Origin of the sequence: Thioalbus denitrificans (genome assembly GCF_003337735.1) — a bacterium.
Classification (GTDB): domain Bacteria; phylum Pseudomonadota; class Gammaproteobacteria; order DSM-26407; family DSM-26407; genus Thioalbus; species Thioalbus denitrificans.
Map to the genome: position 1 here is coordinate 16,778 of NZ_QPJY01000010.1, position 14,619 is coordinate 31,396.

Below are 14,619 nucleotides of genomic sequence, written 5' to 3' on the forward strand. Positions count from 1 at the left end.
TCCCGCAACTTGCCGCAGTCCCCATTGCACACACGAACCGCCGTTGGGGGCGCTGCACGTCCATTTCCCCGGAGGCAAAGCGAACCATGAGCGACAAAATCGTGCACGTAACGGACACCACCTTCGAGCAGGAGGTGCTCAAGGCCGACGGTGCCGTTATCGTGGACTTCTGGGCCGACTGGTGCGGTCCCTGCAAGATGATCGCCCCCATCCTCGACGAGATTGCCGACGAGTACAACGGCAAGGTCAAAGTGGCCAAGCTCAACATCGACGAGAATCCGGGCACTCCGCCCAAGTACGGCATCCGCGGCATTCCCACCCTGATGCTGTTCAAGGAGGGGAACGTGGAAGCGACGAAGGTGGGAGCGGTCTCCAAGTCCCAGCTCGCCGCCTTCCTGGACAGCAACCTGTAGACCGGAATCCCGTGCCGGGGCGGCCCCTTCTCCCAGTCGCCGCCCCGGTCGCCCGAACACCGGACCGGGTCCCGTTCCCAAAAGTCTGGACGCCACCGGGCCGACCTGCTAACTTAACCACGCTGCCGGACAACCGGCCGCTCACCGCAGAACGACCGCCACCCCCCGATCAAGCCGAGCCGACGTCCCCAAACCGTCCGCGGTACGCCCTCTGCGTATCCATCGCATCCCGCCGGTGCACACACATAATAAACGCGACACATTGACACACCCATGAACCTGACCGAACTGAAGAAGAAGTCCGCCACGGACATCATTGCCATTGCCGAGTCGATGGGGCTCGAGGGGGCATCCCGTTCCCGCAAGCAGGATGTGATCTTCTCCATCCTGAAGGCCCATGCCAAGAACGGGGAGGACATCTACGGCGACGGCGTGCTGGAGATTCTCCAGGACGGCTTCGGCTTCCTCCGCTCCGCCGACGCCTCCTACCTGGCCGGCCCGGACGACATCTACGTCTCCCCCAGCCAGATCCGGCGCTTCAACCTGCGCACCGGCGACACCATCGAGGGCAAGATCCGGCCACCCAAGGAGGGCGAGCGCTACTTCGCCCTGCTGAAGGTGAACAAGATCAACTTCGAGCCGCCGGAGAACGCCAAGAACAAGGTGGTGTTCGAGAACCTGACCCCGCTGTTCGCCCGCGACCGGCTGGTCATGGAGCGCGGCAACGGCAGCACCGAGGACATCACCGCCCGGGTCATCGACCTGGTGGCGCCCATCGGCAAGGGCCAGCGCGGCCTCATCGTCTCGCCGCCCAAGGCCGGCAAGACGATGATCCTGCAGCACATCGCCCAGAGCATCGCCGCCAACCACCCCGAGTGCTACCTCATCGTGCTGCTCATCGACGAGCGCCCCGAGGAGGTGACCGAGATGCAGCGTTCGGTCCGCGGCGAGGTGGTGTCAAGCACCTTCGACGAACCCGCCGCCCGCCATGTCCAGGTGGCCGAGATGGTCATCGAGAAGGCCAAGCGGCTGGTGGAGCACAAGCGCGACGTGGTGATCCTGCTGGACTCCATCACCCGCCTGGCGCGCGCCTACAACACCGTGGTGCCCTCCTCCGGCAAGGTGCTCACCGGCGGCGTGGACGCCAACGCCCTGCAGCGGCCCAAGCGCTTCTTCGGCGCGGCGCGCAACATCGAGGAGGGCGGCTCGCTCAGCATCATCGCCACCGCCCTGGTGGACACCGGCTCCAAGATGGACGAGGTGATCTACGAGGAGTTCAAGGGCACCGGCAACAACGAGCTGCACCTGGATCGGCGCATCTCCGAGAAGCGGGTCTTCCCGGCCATCAACATCAACCGCTCCGGCACCCGCCGCGAGGAGCTGCTCACCTCGCCAGAGGAGCTGCAGAAGATGTGGATCCTGCGCAAGCTGCTCCACCCCATGGACGAGCTGGCGGCCATGGAGTTCCTCATCGACAAGCTCAAGCAGACCAAGACCAACTCGGAGTTCTTCGAGTCGATGAAGCGGGCCGGCTGAGGCCGCGTCCCACCCCGCCGCCCTCCCGCTGGGGAGGGCGGCGGATCGCTGAAGGCGCCACCGCCCGCCCCGCATTCAGTCGTGGGGCGCCGGCGCCACCCCCCAGATGCGCTCGGCATATTCCCGCACGGTGCGATCGCTCGAGAAGCGCCCCATGCGGGCCACGTTGAGGATCGCCATGCGATTCCAGCGCTGGGCCTGGCGGAACTCCACATCGGCCCGCTCCTGGGCCTCCAGGTAGGCGCGGTAGTCGGCCAGCACCAGGTAGGGATCGCCCTCCTCCAGCAGCCGCGCGAGCAGGGGCCGGAACCGTTCCGGCGCACCCGGCGAGAAGTATCCCCCCCCGATCATCTCCAGCACCTCCAGCAGCTCGCCGTCGGCCGCGGCCAGTGCGGAAGGGTCATGGCCGCCGCCGGCCAGCGCCGCGGCCCGCTCCACGTCCAGCCCGAACTCGATGAAGTTCTCCGCCCCCACCGCCGCGCGGATCTCGATGTTCGCCCCGTCCAGCGTCCCCAGGGTCACCGCCCCGTTCAGCGCCAGCTTCATGTTCCCGGTGCCCGAGGCCTCGGTGCCGGCGGTGGAGATCTGCTCGGAGAGATCGGCCGCCGGAATGATGTCCGCGGCGGTGGTCACATCGTAGTTGGGGATGAACACCACCCGCAGGCGGTCGCTGACCGCTGGATCGTTGTTCACCACGTCGGCCACGTCGTTGACGAGCTTGATGATGAGCTTGGCCAGGCGGTAGCCGGGCGCGGCCTTGCCGGCGATGATCACCGTGCGCGGCACCCAGCCGGTCTCCGGGTGGCGGCGGATGCGGTTGTAGCGGGTGATGATCTGGAGCACGTTGAGCAGCTGGCGCTTGTATTCGTGGATCCGCTTCACCTGCACGTCGAACAGGCTCTCCGGGTCCACCTCCTGCCCCAGGTGCTGGCGGATGAGCCCCGCCAGCCGCTGCTTGTTGCTGTGCTTGGCGGCGGCGAAGGCGGCCTGGAAGGCATGATCGTCGGCCAGCGCCTCCAGTTCGCCCAGCCGATCGAGATCGCTCACCCAGCCGCGACCGATATAGGCGTTGAGAACCTGGGCCAGGGCCGGATTGGCCTGGTTGATCCAGCGGCGCTGGGTGATGCCGTTGGTGATGTTGGTTATCCGTCCCGGATAGAGCGCCTCGAAATCGGCGAACACCCGCTCGCGCAGCAGCTGGCTGTGCAGCTCCGCCACGCCGTTCACCGCGTGGCTGCCGACGATGGCCAGATGGGCCATGCGCACCCGCTTCGGATCCCCCTCCGCCACCAGGGAGACCCGCCGCAGCCGCTCCATGTCGCCGGGATGGCGGTGGCGCACCTGCTCAAGGAAGCGCCGGTTGATCTCGTGGATGATGGCCAGATGGCGCGGCAGAAGCCGCTCCAGCATGGGCGCCGGCCAGGTCTCCAGGGCTTCTGGCAGCAGCGTGTGATTGGTGTAGGAGAAGGTGGCCACCGTGATCTCCCATGCCGCCGCCCAGTCGAGCTGGTGCTGATCCAGCAGCAGCCGCATCAGCTCGGCGATGGCCAGCGCCGGGTGGGTGTCGTTGAGGTGGATGGCCACCTTCTCCGGCAGTCCGCGCAGATCGGCGTGGGCCGAGAGGTAGCGGCGCAGGATGTCCTGGACCGTGGCTGCGACGAAGAAGTACTCCTGCTTCAGCCGCAGCTCGCGCCCGCAGATGGTGGCGTCGTTGGGGTAGAGCACCCGGGAGAGGTTCTCGGAGCTGTTCTTGTCCGCCACCGCCTGGATGTAGTCCCCCTCGTTGAAGTAGCGCAGGTCCAGCTCGCGGCTGGACTTGGCCGTCCACAGGCGGAGGTTGTTCACCGTGTTGGTGCCGAAGCCGGGGATGGGGGTGTCGTAGGCCATGGCCATCACCGTCTCGGCATCCACCCAGCGGCTGGTGAAACGGCCCGCGGCGTCGGTGTACTCCACCACCCGCCCCCCGAACTGCACCGGGTAGAGCACCTCCGGGCGGGGAAACTCCCAGGGGTTGCCGTAGCGCAGCCAGTTCTCCGGGTGCTCCACCTGCCAGCCGTCCCGGATGTGCTGGTTGAACATGCCGTACTCGTAGCGTATGCCGTAGCCGTAGCCCGGCAGGCGCAGGGTGGCCATGGAATCCAGCAGGCAGGCGGCGAGACGGCCGAGGCCGCCGTTGCCCAGCGCCGCGTCGGACTCCGTCTCGCGAATCGCCTCCAGGCTGAGCCCCAGCTCCGCCAGCACCTGGCAGCACTCGTCGTGGACCCCCATGTTCAGCGCGCTGTTGGTCAGCGCCCGCCCGAGGAGGAACTCCATGGAGAGGTAGTAGACCCGCTTCGCATCCCGCCGGTAGTAGGTGCGGGTGGTCTCCATCCAGCGCTCGATGAGGCGGTCGCGCAGGGCGTGGGCGGTGACCGTGAACCAGTCCCGCTCGGTGGCGGTCAGGGGGTCCTTGGCCACCGTGTAGGCCAGGTGGTTGGCCAGGGACTGCTTCAGGGAGGCGGGATCGAGCCCCAGGTAGTGGTGCTTGAGCTGCAGGTGGCCCGGCCCCGGCGTGGATGTCTCGCTCATGGTGTGCTCACCTCCGGCCGGCGTTTACGGAAAGCATAAACCACGCCGGCGATTCACACCCGGGACGGCGGTACCGATCCGGATGCCGCCGCCCCATGTGCCGGCGGATGCGCTGCAGTACACTACTGACCCAAACCCTGGCCAAACCACCGGCGGCGGCCGGTCAACGGGAGACCCGCCCGATGCAATACAAGGATCTGCGCGACTTCATCGCCCAGCTCGAGACCCTCGGCGAGCTCCGGCGCGTGGAGGTGGAGGTGGACCCGCGCCTGGAGATGACCGAGATCTGCGACCGCACGCTGCGACGCGCCGGCCCCGCCCTCCTGTTCGAGCGGCCCACGGGGCACAGCGTCCCGGTACTGGGCAACCTGTTCGGCACCCCCCGCCGGGTGGCGCTGGGGATGGGGCAGGACTCGGTGGAGGCGCTGCGCGAGGTGGGCCGGCTGCTGGCCCTGCTGAAGGAGCCGGAGCCGCCGCGGGGCATGAAGGACGCCTGGGAGAAGCTGCCCATCTTCCGCCAGGTGCTGAACATGGCCCCGAAGGTGGTCGGCAAGGCCGCCTGCCAGGAGGTGGTGCTGGGGGGTGGCGAGGTGGACCTCGGCGCGCTGCCGGTGCAGACCTGCTGGCCCGGCGACGCCGGACCGCTCATCACCTGGGGCCTGGTGGTCACCCGCGGGCCCCACAAGAGCCGCCAGAACCTGGGCATCTACCGCCAGCAGGTCATCGGCCGCAACAAGGTGATCATGCGCTGGCTCTCCCACCGCGGCGGGGCGCTCGACTTCCGCGAGTGGCGGGAGGCCCGTCCCGGCGAGCCGTTTCCCGTGGCGGTGGCCCTGGGCGCCGACCCGGCCACCATCCTGGCGGCGGTGACGCCGGTGCCCGACACCCTCTCCGAGTACGCCTTCGCCGGCCTGCTGCGCGGCAGCAAGACCGAGCTGGTCCAGTGCAAGACCTCGGAGCTGCAGGTGCCGGCCGGCGCCGAGTACGTCCTGGAGGGTTTCATCCATCCCGGCGAGGAGGCCGACGAGGGTCCCTTCGGCGACCATACCGGCTACTACAACGAGGTGGACCGCTTCCCGGTGCTGACGGTGGAGCGCATCACCCACCGCCGGGATCCCATCTACCACAGCACCTATACCGGCCGCCCCCCGGACGAGCCGGCGATACTCGGCGTGGCGCTCAACGAGGTGTTCGTACCCATCCTGCAGAAGCAGTTCCCGGAGATCACCGACTTCTACCTGCCGCCGGAGGGGTGCTCCTACCGCATGGCGGTGGTGACCATGAAAAAGCAGTACCCGGGCCATGCCAAGCGGGTGATGCTGGGGGTGTGGTCGTTCCTGCGCCAGTTCATGTACACCAAGTTCGTCGTCGTCACCGACGACGACATCAACGCCCGCGACTGGCAGGACGTCATCTGGGCCATGACCACCCGCATGGACCCGGCCCGCGACACCGTCATCATCGAGAACACCCCCATCGACTACCTCGACTTCGCCTCGCCGGTCTCGGGGCTGGGCTCCAAGATCGGCTTCGACGCCACCAACAAGTGGCCCGGCGAGACGAACCGCGAATGGGGCCGCCCCATCACCATGGACCCGGCGGTGAAGGTGCGGGTGGACGCCATCTGGGACAGCCTGGGGATCGGCTGAGACTCGACCCGACGGCCGGGGTCACCCTGTCAACTCGAAGACGAGAACATGGGTTCAACCACGCGGGGGGATGACGACAGGTTGCCAGACCGCGTCCGCACCCCTGCTTGAACCTCGAATTTCCTTGCGCCTTGGCGCCTTTGCGTTGGAAACCCTGCCGCGGGGTTGTGAACACTGCGCCGCGCGCTCCCATCGAAGCATTGGCCGCAAAAAAACGCCCCGCTGGGCGGGGCGTCGGGTCCTGGAAGCTCCAGGGAGTGGCGATCGTGCGCCGGTCAGACGCAGCCGGTGGGCTTGGGCAGGCCGCCGATGCGGCAGGCCTGCTTGGCCGGGCCGTAGGGGAACAGGCCGTAGAGGTACTTGCTGGAGCCCTTCTCCGGACCGAACGCCTTGGTGAAGGCCTTGGTGAGCTGGCGCATGTTGGGCACCGTCCCGGTGTCGTGGAAACTGGTGCGCAGGAAGTTGATCACCTCCCAGTGGGACTCGTCCAGCTGCAGGCCCTCCTTGTCGGCGATGGCCGTGGCCAGCTCCTCGGACCACTGGTTCAGGTCCGTCAGGTAACCCTCCGAATCGGTCTCGACAACCTTGCCATTGATATTGAATTCCATCTTTTCTCCACCTCTCAGCAAAAACCCAAGTAAAATTGTAAGGATTAAGACCGAGTTTAATGATAAGTTATTTCATGTCAAGCCTCCCGGCGATGATTGAGGGTCCCGGCGGGGAGCGTTATGCTGTACGGCCCGCTGTCCCGGGAGCGCATCCGGGCCGTTGAGGGGCGGCACCGTCTATCTACATGGGAAGGGTTTTCGTTCAATGAGTCACAAGGTTTCCGTACTGCCCAGCGGGCACAGCTTCACCGTCGAGGAGGGAGAATCCATCCTGGATGCCGCCCTGCGCCAGGGCCATGCCTTCCCCTATGGTTGCCGCAGCGGCTTCTGCGGGGACTGCAAGAGCAAGGTGGTGGAGGGTGACGTCGAGTATCCCGACGGGACCCCGCCCGGGCTCAGCGAGACCGAGGCGCTCACCGGGATGGCCCTGCTGTGCCAGGCCCATCCCTGCAGCGACCTGACCCTGGAAGCCCGCGAGGTGACCGAGGCCGCCGACATTCCCGTGCGCAACCTGCCCTGCAAGGTGGCGCGCAAGGAGCAGCTGTGCCACGACGTGGTGCGCCTGTTCCTCAAGCTGCCGGAGGGCGAGCGGCTGCAGTTCCTGGCCGGCCAGTACATCGATTTCCTGCTCAAGGACGGCCGTCACCGCGCCTTCTCCATGGCCAACCCGCCCCACGACGACGACCTCATCGAGCTGCACATCCGCCACGTGGCGGGCGGCGAGTTCACCGACTACGTGTTCAACCAGCTGGAAGAGAAGACGGTGCTGCGCATCGAGGGGCCCCACGGCGGCTTCCACCTGCGCGAGGAGTCCGACCGGCCCATCATCTTCATGGCCGGAGGGACCGGTTTCGCCCCCATCAAGAGCATCATCGAGCACGCCGTGGCCGAGGGCATCCAGCGCCCCATGCACCTCTACTGGGGCGTGCGGGCACGGGCCGATCTGTACCTGAACGAGCTGGCCGAGGGGTGGGCCGCGCGGCTGCCCAACTTCCGCTACACCCCGGTGCTCTCGGACCCGGCCCCGGAAGACGACTGGAGCGGCGCCACCGGCTACGTGCACGAGGTGATCGCCCGCGAGCACCCCGACCTGTCGGGCCACGAGATCTACACCGCCGGACCGCCGGTGATGGTGGAGGCGGGCCTCCATGCCTTCACCGCCCAGGGCCTGCCCCAGGAGCGCTACTACTCCGACGCCTTCAACCTGGCCATGGACGGTAAGAAGAAGGAGGCCGGGGCCACCGGCTGACGGCCTTCCGTTTCAACGCGAAGAGACGAAGGCGCCAGGACGCAAGGGACTGAAGGTTCGGGCGGGGGGAATGAAGGGCGCTCGCCAACGGAGCCCCGGCTCCCGCGCGGGGCCACCATGGGCGAGGAAACCTCCCCGCCTAGTCCTGCTCCCCCTGGCGCCCTGGCGTCCTGGCGTCCTGGCGTGGAGTCTTTTCGACCGTCCGCCAGGCAATGAGCGCCTCCAGCAGGGCCGCGTCGTCGGCCCCCCCCGCCACCCGGGCCGGATGCCGGAACCCCAACTGCCGGGCCCGCTCCGCGGCCCGTTCGCTCACCACCACCAGCATCGTGTCCAGCAGCGGCGCCCGTCCCGCCGCCCCCGCCAGGGCGTGGAGATTCTCGAGCCCCTCGTTGCTGGTGACCACCGCCGCCTGGATCGCCCCATCGCGCCAGCGCGCCAGCAGCGGCGCCGGATCGGCCTCCGGCAGCGCACGCCGGTAGCTCTCCGCATAGTCCACCACCGCGCCCCGCCCGCGCAGGGCCTCCGCCAGCACCTCGCGTCCGCCCTGGCCGCGGAAGATGACCACCCGCCGGCCGGCCATCTCGCGCAGCCCCGGCAGCGCCAGCAGCCCCTCGCTGTCGGCCCGGCCCTCCGGGCAGAAATCCACCGCGACCCCGTGCCCCTCCAGCGCCCGGGCGGAGCCCCGCCCCACCACCGCCACCCGCGGCCCCGCCGGCCACCGGGACCAGCGTGCGCGGATGCGCGGCAGGGCGCGCTCCACCGCGTTGGGGCTGACGAATATGGCCAGGTCGTAGCTGTCGAGGCGGTCGACGAGGGCCTCCAGCCGCGCCGGGTCGGCCGGATCGCGGATGGCGATCACCGGGAAGGAGAAGGCCTCGCCCCCCGCCGCGCGGATGGCCGCGCACAGCCCCTCCCCCTGCCCTTCCGGCCGGGTCACCAACACCCCGATCCCCGCCAGCGGCCGCCCGGCCCCGTGCTCGCTCATGATGAGTTCTGTTGCAGCGTCTGAATGGACAGGATTAACAGGATTGACAGGATTTTGCTGTCGACCGATTACCCGGATACCTCAGTACAGGTCCGCGCCAGCTGCCATAACAAGCACGACCGGCCCAACAACCGCTGCGGTTGAGTGAACCGGCCGGAGGCGCTGCTTCCCGGGCGAGCGACAGATCCGCCGCCTCGCTTAAAGAATCGGCGTAATCGGCGGATTAGACAGTCCTTTTCAAATCCTGTTAATCCTGTAAATCCTGTCTATTAAGGTTTTATTCCAGCGCCCGAAGAATCCGGTCGGCGCCGCGGGCGAGGAGTTCCTCGGCCAGGCCGGTGCCGAGGGCCTCGGCGTCGGCGGGGGCGCCGCGCACCTCGCCGCGGATGACGGTACGGCCGTCGGGGCTGCCCACCAGGGCACGCAGCCACAGCCCGTCGCCTTCCAGCACCGCGTAGCCGGCGATGGGCACCTGGCAGCCGCCCTCCAGGCGCCGGTTCAGCGCCCGCTCGGCGGCCACCACGGTGGCCGTCTCCGGGTGGTGCAGGGGCGCGAGGAGCTCCTGGAGGCGGGTGTCGTCGGCGCGGCACTCGATGCCCACCGCCCCCTGGCCGATGGCCGGCAGGCTGACCTCCACCGGCAGGCGGCTGGCGATGCGCTCCTCCAGCTCCAGGCGCAGCAGCCCGGCGGTGGCGAGGATGATGGCGTCGTACTCGCCGGCATCCAGCTTGCCCAGCCGGGTCTGCACGTTGCCGCGCAGGTCGCGCACCACCAGGTCCGGCCGCCGGGCCCGCACCTGGCACTGGCGGCGCAGGCTGGAGCTGCCCACCCGCGCCCCCTCCGGGAGTGCGTCCAGGTCGGCGAAGCGCGGCGAGACGAAGGCGTCCCGCGGGTCCTCCCGCGCGCAGATGACCGGCAGCGCCATCCCCGCCGGCAGCTCCACCGGGACGTCCTTCATGGAATGCACGGCGATGTCGGCGCGGCCGTCGTACATGGCCTGCTCCAGCTCCTTGACGAACAGCCCCTTGCCGCCCACCTTGGCCAGGGGCGCATCGAGGATGCGGTCGCCCTTGGTGGTCATGCCCAGCAGCTCCACCTCGAGGCCGGGATGGTGTCGCTCGAGCTCGCGCTTGACAAATTCGGCCTGCCAGAGGGCCAGCAGGCTCTTGCGGGTGGCGATGCGGATGGTGGTTTTAGACATAGTCCAGGTCACGATATAATCGGGTGGATTGTGCCCTGCACCCTGGGCGGGCAAGGGCGTAAAGCGGGTATCTTACGCCATACCCGCCACTCGATGAAAAAGCCCCCGCCGGAGGGGTCGCGAATGATTGCCAGATTGCTGCTGCTGATCGCGGCCCTGCAGGCCGCCAACCTCTGCGCCGCCGAGCTGCCGGAAGTGACCGACCTGCGCGCGGAAGCACGCGCCGCGCGCGCCGGGGGCGTTCCCATCCTGCTGCTGGTCAGCTCCGAGTACTGCGGCTACTGCCGGTTGGTGAAGCAGAACTTCCTGATCCCGATGCAGGGCAACAGGGGCTACCGCGACAAGGTCCTGTTCCGGGAGCTGAACCTCGGCCGGTCCGTGGTGGTGGACTTCGACGGCGGCAATGTCAGCGCCGTTGAGCTGGCCTCCCGCTACCAGGCGACCTTCACCCCCACGGTCCTGTTCCTCGATGCCGAGGGGCGCGAGGTCGCCCCCCGCGTCCTGGGCATCACCAGCGAGGCGTTCTACGGCGGTTTCCTCGACGAGGGCATCGATACCGCCCTGGCCCGGATCAGGGCGCGGGTTGCCGAAGCAGCCGCCGCAGCCCCGGCAGGTGACGGCGGCTGACGCCCAGCCGCTCCTCCTGGCCCCGCAGGCGCACGCTCCAGCGCCCCAGCGCATCCTTCTCCAGCGCCTCCAGGTGCGCCGTCGACACCAGGGCGTTGCGGTGGATGCGCACGAACTGCTCGCCGAGCTCCTCCTCCAACTGCTTCAGCGACTCCTCGATGAGGTAGCGCCGCTCGCCGCAGGCGACCGTCACGTACTTCTGCTCGGCCTGGAAATAGGCCACGTCGGCCACCGCCACCCGCCGCACGCCGCCGCGCACCGTGACGCTCAGGTGGGTGCGCGCGCCCGCCTCCGTCGTCTGCAGGGCCTGCAGCTGGCTGCGCAGGGGCCGGCGGGCATGGCGCAGGGCCTCGGCCAGCCGCTCGATGCGCACCGGCTTGAGCAGGTAGTCCACCGCCCGGGCCCGGAAGGCCGCCAGGGCGTGCTCCTCGTGGGCGGTGGTGAAGATGACCGCCGGCGGCCGCTCCAGCTCCGCCAGCTGCTCGGCCGCCGCCAGTCCGTCCAGCACCGGCATGCGGATGTCCATCAGCACCACCTCCGGCTCCAGCCGCGCCACCGCCGCCACCGCGGCGGCGCCGTCCGCGGCCTCGCCCACCACCTGGCAGCCGTCCAGCCGCTCCACCAGGCGGCACAGCCGGGCGCGCGCCAGGGGTTCGTCATCCACCACCAGGATCCTCATGCCCCGCCGCCCAGCGGCCAGCACAGCCGCACTTCGTAGACACCCTCGCGCTCGGCGGCCTCCAGGCAGGCGGCGCCGCCGTAGAGGGCCCGGAGGCGGGCGCGGATGTTGTCCCGGGCCACCCGGTTGCCGTCGTGGTGCGGCGCCGCGGCGGGAGGCACCGGGTTGCTCACCCACAGGCAGACCCGGCCCCGCTCGAGCCCGCCGCGGATGGTCATCACACCGCCCCCGGCCAGCGGCTCGATGCCGTGGTAGACCGCGTTCTCCACCAGGGGCTGGAGGGTCAGCAGCGGTACCCGCGCCGTGTCCGGCACGCCCTCGATGCGCCACTCCACCCGCAGCCGATCCCCCAGCCGCAGCTGTTCCATCTCCAGGTAGCGGCGGCAGAGCGCCAGCTCATCGGCCAGGGGCACCACGTCCACGCCATGCTGCAGGCTGGCCCGGAACAGCTCCGCCAGGTCCTCCAGGGCGCGCTCCGCCTGGTCGGCATCGATGCGAATCAGGCTGGCGATGGTATTGAGGCTGTTGAACAGGAAATGGGGGCGGATGCGCGCCTGCAGCGCCTCGATGCGCGCCCGGGCCTCCGAACGCAGGCGCCGCCGCCACTCCTCCTGCAGGTAGAGATAGCGCAGCACCAGGATGGAGACGATGGCGGCGATGGCGAGATTGCGCCCCAGGAAGGCCAGCCGCCCCTCCCCCGCCTCGATCCACTCCGGCAGCAGCTCCACCGCCAGCAGGCTGCCCAGCCCGGTCAGCACCAGGACCAGCCCCAGGCACAGCACCACCACCCAGGCCGGGCGCAGCCGGTGCAGGGCGGGACGCGCCACGCACAGCACGGCGGCCGCGGCCAGCGCCACCCACTGCACGAACAGGGAGGTGAGCCCCAGTTCCTCCCAGCCGCCACGGGCCGGCAATCCGGCCAGGACCAGCAGGAAGGCCAGCAGCTCGGCGCTGACCACCAGCACGAAGATGCTGCGCACGGCGCAGAAGTCGGGCAGAAAGCCGGCGTCATCCACCTCCATCCCGGGAAGTTCTCCTTTCATGACTCCATTCTGGCCCACCCACGGGCAGGCGCAAGCCACCCCATCACAGGACCCCGCGCCTGCCGGAGTACAACTGGTATAATTTCCATCTTTCATCCTCTGACGGCGGCAGGAATACCCGATGCAAGACCAAGGCAGCACTTCCAAGCTCTGGGGGGGGCGCTTCAGCGAGTCCACCGACGCCTTCGTGCAGGCGTTCACCGCTTCGGTGGAATTCGACCGGCGCCTCTACCGCCACGACATCGCCGGCTCCATCGCCCACGCCACCATGCTGGCCCGGGCGGGGGTGCTGACGGAGGCCGAGCGCGACCTCATCATCGAGGGGCTGGCCGCCATCCGCGAGGAGATCGAGCACGGCGAGTTCCCCTGGTCCACGGCGCTGGAGGACGTGCACATGAACATCGAGGCGCGCCTCACCGACCGCATCGGGGCCGCCGGCAAGAAGCTGCATACCGGGCGCTCGCGCAACGACCAGGTGGCCACCGACATCCGCCTCTGGCTGCGGGAGGAGATCGACGCCCTCCTGGCCGAGATCCGGCGCCTGCAGGAGGGACTGCTGGGACTCGCGGAGCGGGAGGCGGCCACGGTGATGCCCGGCTTCACCCACCTGCAGACCGCCCAGCCGGTCACCTTCGGCCACCACATGCTGGCCTGGTTCGAGATGCTGGAGCGCGACCACGGCCGGCTCACCGACGCCCGCCGGCGGGTGAACGTGATGCCGCTGGGCGCCGCCGCCCTGGCCGGCACCAGCTACCCCATCGACCGGGCCTACACCGCCGAGCTGCTGGGCTTCGACGCCCCGGCGGAGAACTCCCTCGACGCGGTCTCCGATCGCGATTTCGCCATCGAGTTCTGCGCCGCCGCGGCGCTGGTGATGACCCACCTGTCACGCTTCTCCGAGGAGCTGGTGCTGTGGGCCTCGGCCCAGTTCGACTTCATCGACCTGCCCGACCGCTTCTGCACCGGCTCCAGCATCATGCCGCAGAAGAAGAACCCCGACGTGCCCGAGCTGGTGCGCGGCAAGACCGGGCGGGTGAACGGCCACCTGGTGGGGCTGCTGACCCTGATGAAGTCCCAGCCCCTGGCCTACAACAAGGACAACCAGGAGGACAAGGAGCCGCTGTTCGACACGGTGGACACCCTGAAGGGCTCGCTGCGGGCCTATGCCGACATGGTGCCGGCCATCCGGGTGAAGGCCGGGGCCATGCGCGAGGCGGCCCGGCGCGGCTTCTCCACCGCCACCGATCTCGCCGACTACCTGGTGCGCAGGGGCCTGCCCTTCCGCGACGCCCACGAGGTGGTGGGCAAGGCGGTGGCCCACGGGGTGGCCAGCGGCCGCGACCTGGCGGAGATGGACCTGGACACCCTGCGCGGCTTCTCCGCCGCCATCGGCGAGGACGTCTACGCTGTCCTGACCCTGGAGGGCTCGCTGGCCGCCCGCGACCACCTCGGCGGCACCGCCCCCGACCAGGTCCGCGCCGCCATCGCCCGCGCCCGGGGGCGGATATCCCGGTAACCAGCCTCAGGGCGCAAACCCTTTGATATCCGCAGATTACACAGATTACACAGATGATCGATTCCAGCAGGATTGACAGGCGCTCGCATCAGTGGCCCGGGAGAACCGGGATGGAGTATCACAGTCGTATCTGCGTAATCTGCGTAATCTGCGGATACATACAGACTGACCAGCCATGACCAGAGACAGCCTCGAGAACCTGCGCCGGCAGCTGGCGGAATTCGCCCTGGAGCGGGACTGGGACCAGTTCCACTCGCCCAAGAACCTCTCCATGGCCCTCATCGCCGAGGCCGCCGAGCTGGTGGAGCACTTCCAGTGGCTGACCCAGGCCCAGAGCAAGACCCTGCCGGCGGAGAAGCTGGAGGCGGTGAGCCTGGAGCTGGCGGACATCCTGCTCTACACCATCCGCGCCGCCGACATGCTGGGCGTGGACCTCATCAAGGCCGCCGAGCGCAAGATCGCCATCAACCACCAGCGCTACCCCGCCCACCGGGTGCGCGGCGACGCCCGCCGGGCCTCCGAGTACGAGGACTGACCGCCGACAC

The 14,619-nt window shown here is 68.9% G+C and carries 13 protein-coding genes; 7 read left to right on the plus strand and 6 right to left on the minus strand.

Annotated elements, in window-relative coordinates; genetic code table 11:
* The first annotated feature begins 86 nt into the window (after window positions 1-86).
* On the plus strand, window positions 87-413 hold the full coding sequence (gene trxA / locus DFQ59_RS16000) for a thioredoxin TrxA (protein WP_114280731.1): 327 nt from the start codon (window positions 87-89) through the stop codon (window positions 411-413).
* 273 nt (window positions 414-686) lie between these two features.
* The gene (rho, locus tag DFQ59_RS16005) at window positions 687-1,949 is read left to right on the plus strand and encodes a transcription termination factor Rho (RefSeq protein WP_114280732.1); all 1,263 of its coding nucleotides are present in this window, start codon (window positions 687-689) and stop codon (window positions 1,947-1,949) included.
* Window positions 1,950-2,024: 75 nt separating this feature from the next.
* Here the strand turns inward: rho and DFQ59_RS16010 are convergent, their stop codons facing one another.
* The gene (locus tag DFQ59_RS16010) at window positions 2,025-4,517 is read right to left on the minus strand and encodes a glycogen/starch/alpha-glucan phosphorylase (protein WP_114280733.1); all 2,493 of its coding nucleotides are present in this window, start codon (window positions 4,515-4,517) and stop codon (window positions 2,025-2,027) included.
* A gap of 182 nt (window positions 4,518-4,699) precedes the next feature.
* On the opposite strand from DFQ59_RS16010, the gene ubiD reads away from it, so the two are divergent.
* Window positions 4,700-6,166, plus strand: a complete 1,467-nt coding sequence (ubiD, locus tag DFQ59_RS16015; protein WP_114280734.1) for a 4-hydroxy-3-polyprenylbenzoate decarboxylase — start codon at window positions 4,700-4,702, stop codon at window positions 6,164-6,166.
* A 275-nt stretch (window positions 6,167-6,441) separates the two neighbouring features.
* Here ubiD and DFQ59_RS16020 read toward each other — a convergent pair whose 3' ends face one another.
* Window positions 6,442-6,774 carry a TusE/DsrC/DsvC family sulfur relay protein gene (locus DFQ59_RS16020; protein WP_114280735.1) on the minus strand — a complete coding sequence of 111 codons (333 nt, stop codon included), beginning with the start codon at window positions 6,772-6,774 and terminating at the stop codon, window positions 6,442-6,444.
* 205 nt (window positions 6,775-6,979) lie between these two features.
* On the opposite strand from DFQ59_RS16020, the gene DFQ59_RS16025 reads away from it, so the two are divergent.
* Window positions 6,980-8,023 carry a CDP-6-deoxy-delta-3,4-glucoseen reductase gene (locus DFQ59_RS16025; protein WP_114280736.1) on the plus strand — a complete coding sequence of 348 codons (1,044 nt, stop codon included), beginning with the start codon at window positions 6,980-6,982 and terminating at the stop codon, window positions 8,021-8,023.
* 139 nt (window positions 8,024-8,162) lie between these two features.
* Here the strand turns inward: DFQ59_RS16025 and DFQ59_RS16030 are convergent, their stop codons facing one another.
* On the minus strand, window positions 8,163-9,008 hold the full coding sequence (locus tag DFQ59_RS16030; RefSeq protein ID WP_114280737.1) for a uroporphyrinogen-III synthase: 846 nt from the start codon (window positions 9,006-9,008) through the stop codon (window positions 8,163-8,165).
* Window positions 9,009-9,285: 277 nt separating this feature from the next.
* The gene (gene hemC, locus DFQ59_RS16035) at window positions 9,286-10,209 is read right to left on the minus strand and encodes a hydroxymethylbilane synthase (protein WP_114280738.1); all 924 of its coding nucleotides are present in this window, start codon (window positions 10,207-10,209) and stop codon (window positions 9,286-9,288) included.
* Between the two features lie 123 nt (window positions 10,210-10,332).
* On the opposite strand from hemC, the gene DFQ59_RS16040 reads away from it, so the two are divergent.
* The gene (locus tag DFQ59_RS16040) at window positions 10,333-10,836 is read left to right on the plus strand and encodes a thioredoxin family protein (protein ID WP_170142194.1); all 504 of its coding nucleotides are present in this window, start codon (window positions 10,333-10,335) and stop codon (window positions 10,834-10,836) included.
* Here the strand turns inward: DFQ59_RS16040 and DFQ59_RS16045 are convergent.
* On the minus strand, window positions 10,781-11,515 hold the full coding sequence (locus DFQ59_RS16045) for a LytR/AlgR family response regulator transcription factor (protein ID WP_114280806.1): 735 nt from the start codon (window positions 11,513-11,515) through the stop codon (window positions 10,781-10,783). The two genes, DFQ59_RS16040 and DFQ59_RS16045, sit on opposite strands and share 56 nt — an antisense overlap.
* Complete coding sequence (locus DFQ59_RS16050) at window positions 11,512-12,558, minus strand: sensor histidine kinase (protein WP_114280740.1); 1,047 nt, start codon at window positions 12,556-12,558, stop codon at window positions 11,512-11,514. Before DFQ59_RS16050 ends, DFQ59_RS16045 begins: the two co-directional genes overlap by 4 nt.
* 121 nt (window positions 12,559-12,679) lie before the next feature.
* Here DFQ59_RS16050 and argH point away from each other — a divergent pair, with 121 nt between their 5' ends.
* Window positions 12,680-14,074, plus strand: a complete 1,395-nt coding sequence (argH, locus tag DFQ59_RS16055) for an argininosuccinate lyase (protein WP_114280741.1) — start codon at window positions 12,680-12,682, stop codon at window positions 14,072-14,074.
* Window positions 14,075-14,249: 175 nt separating this feature from the next.
* Window positions 14,250-14,609: a nucleotide pyrophosphohydrolase gene (locus DFQ59_RS16060; protein WP_114280742.1), complete on the plus strand. Its 360-nt coding sequence runs from the start codon at window positions 14,250-14,252 to the stop codon at window positions 14,607-14,609.
* The last annotated feature ends 10 nt before the right edge of the window (window positions 14,610-14,619 follow it).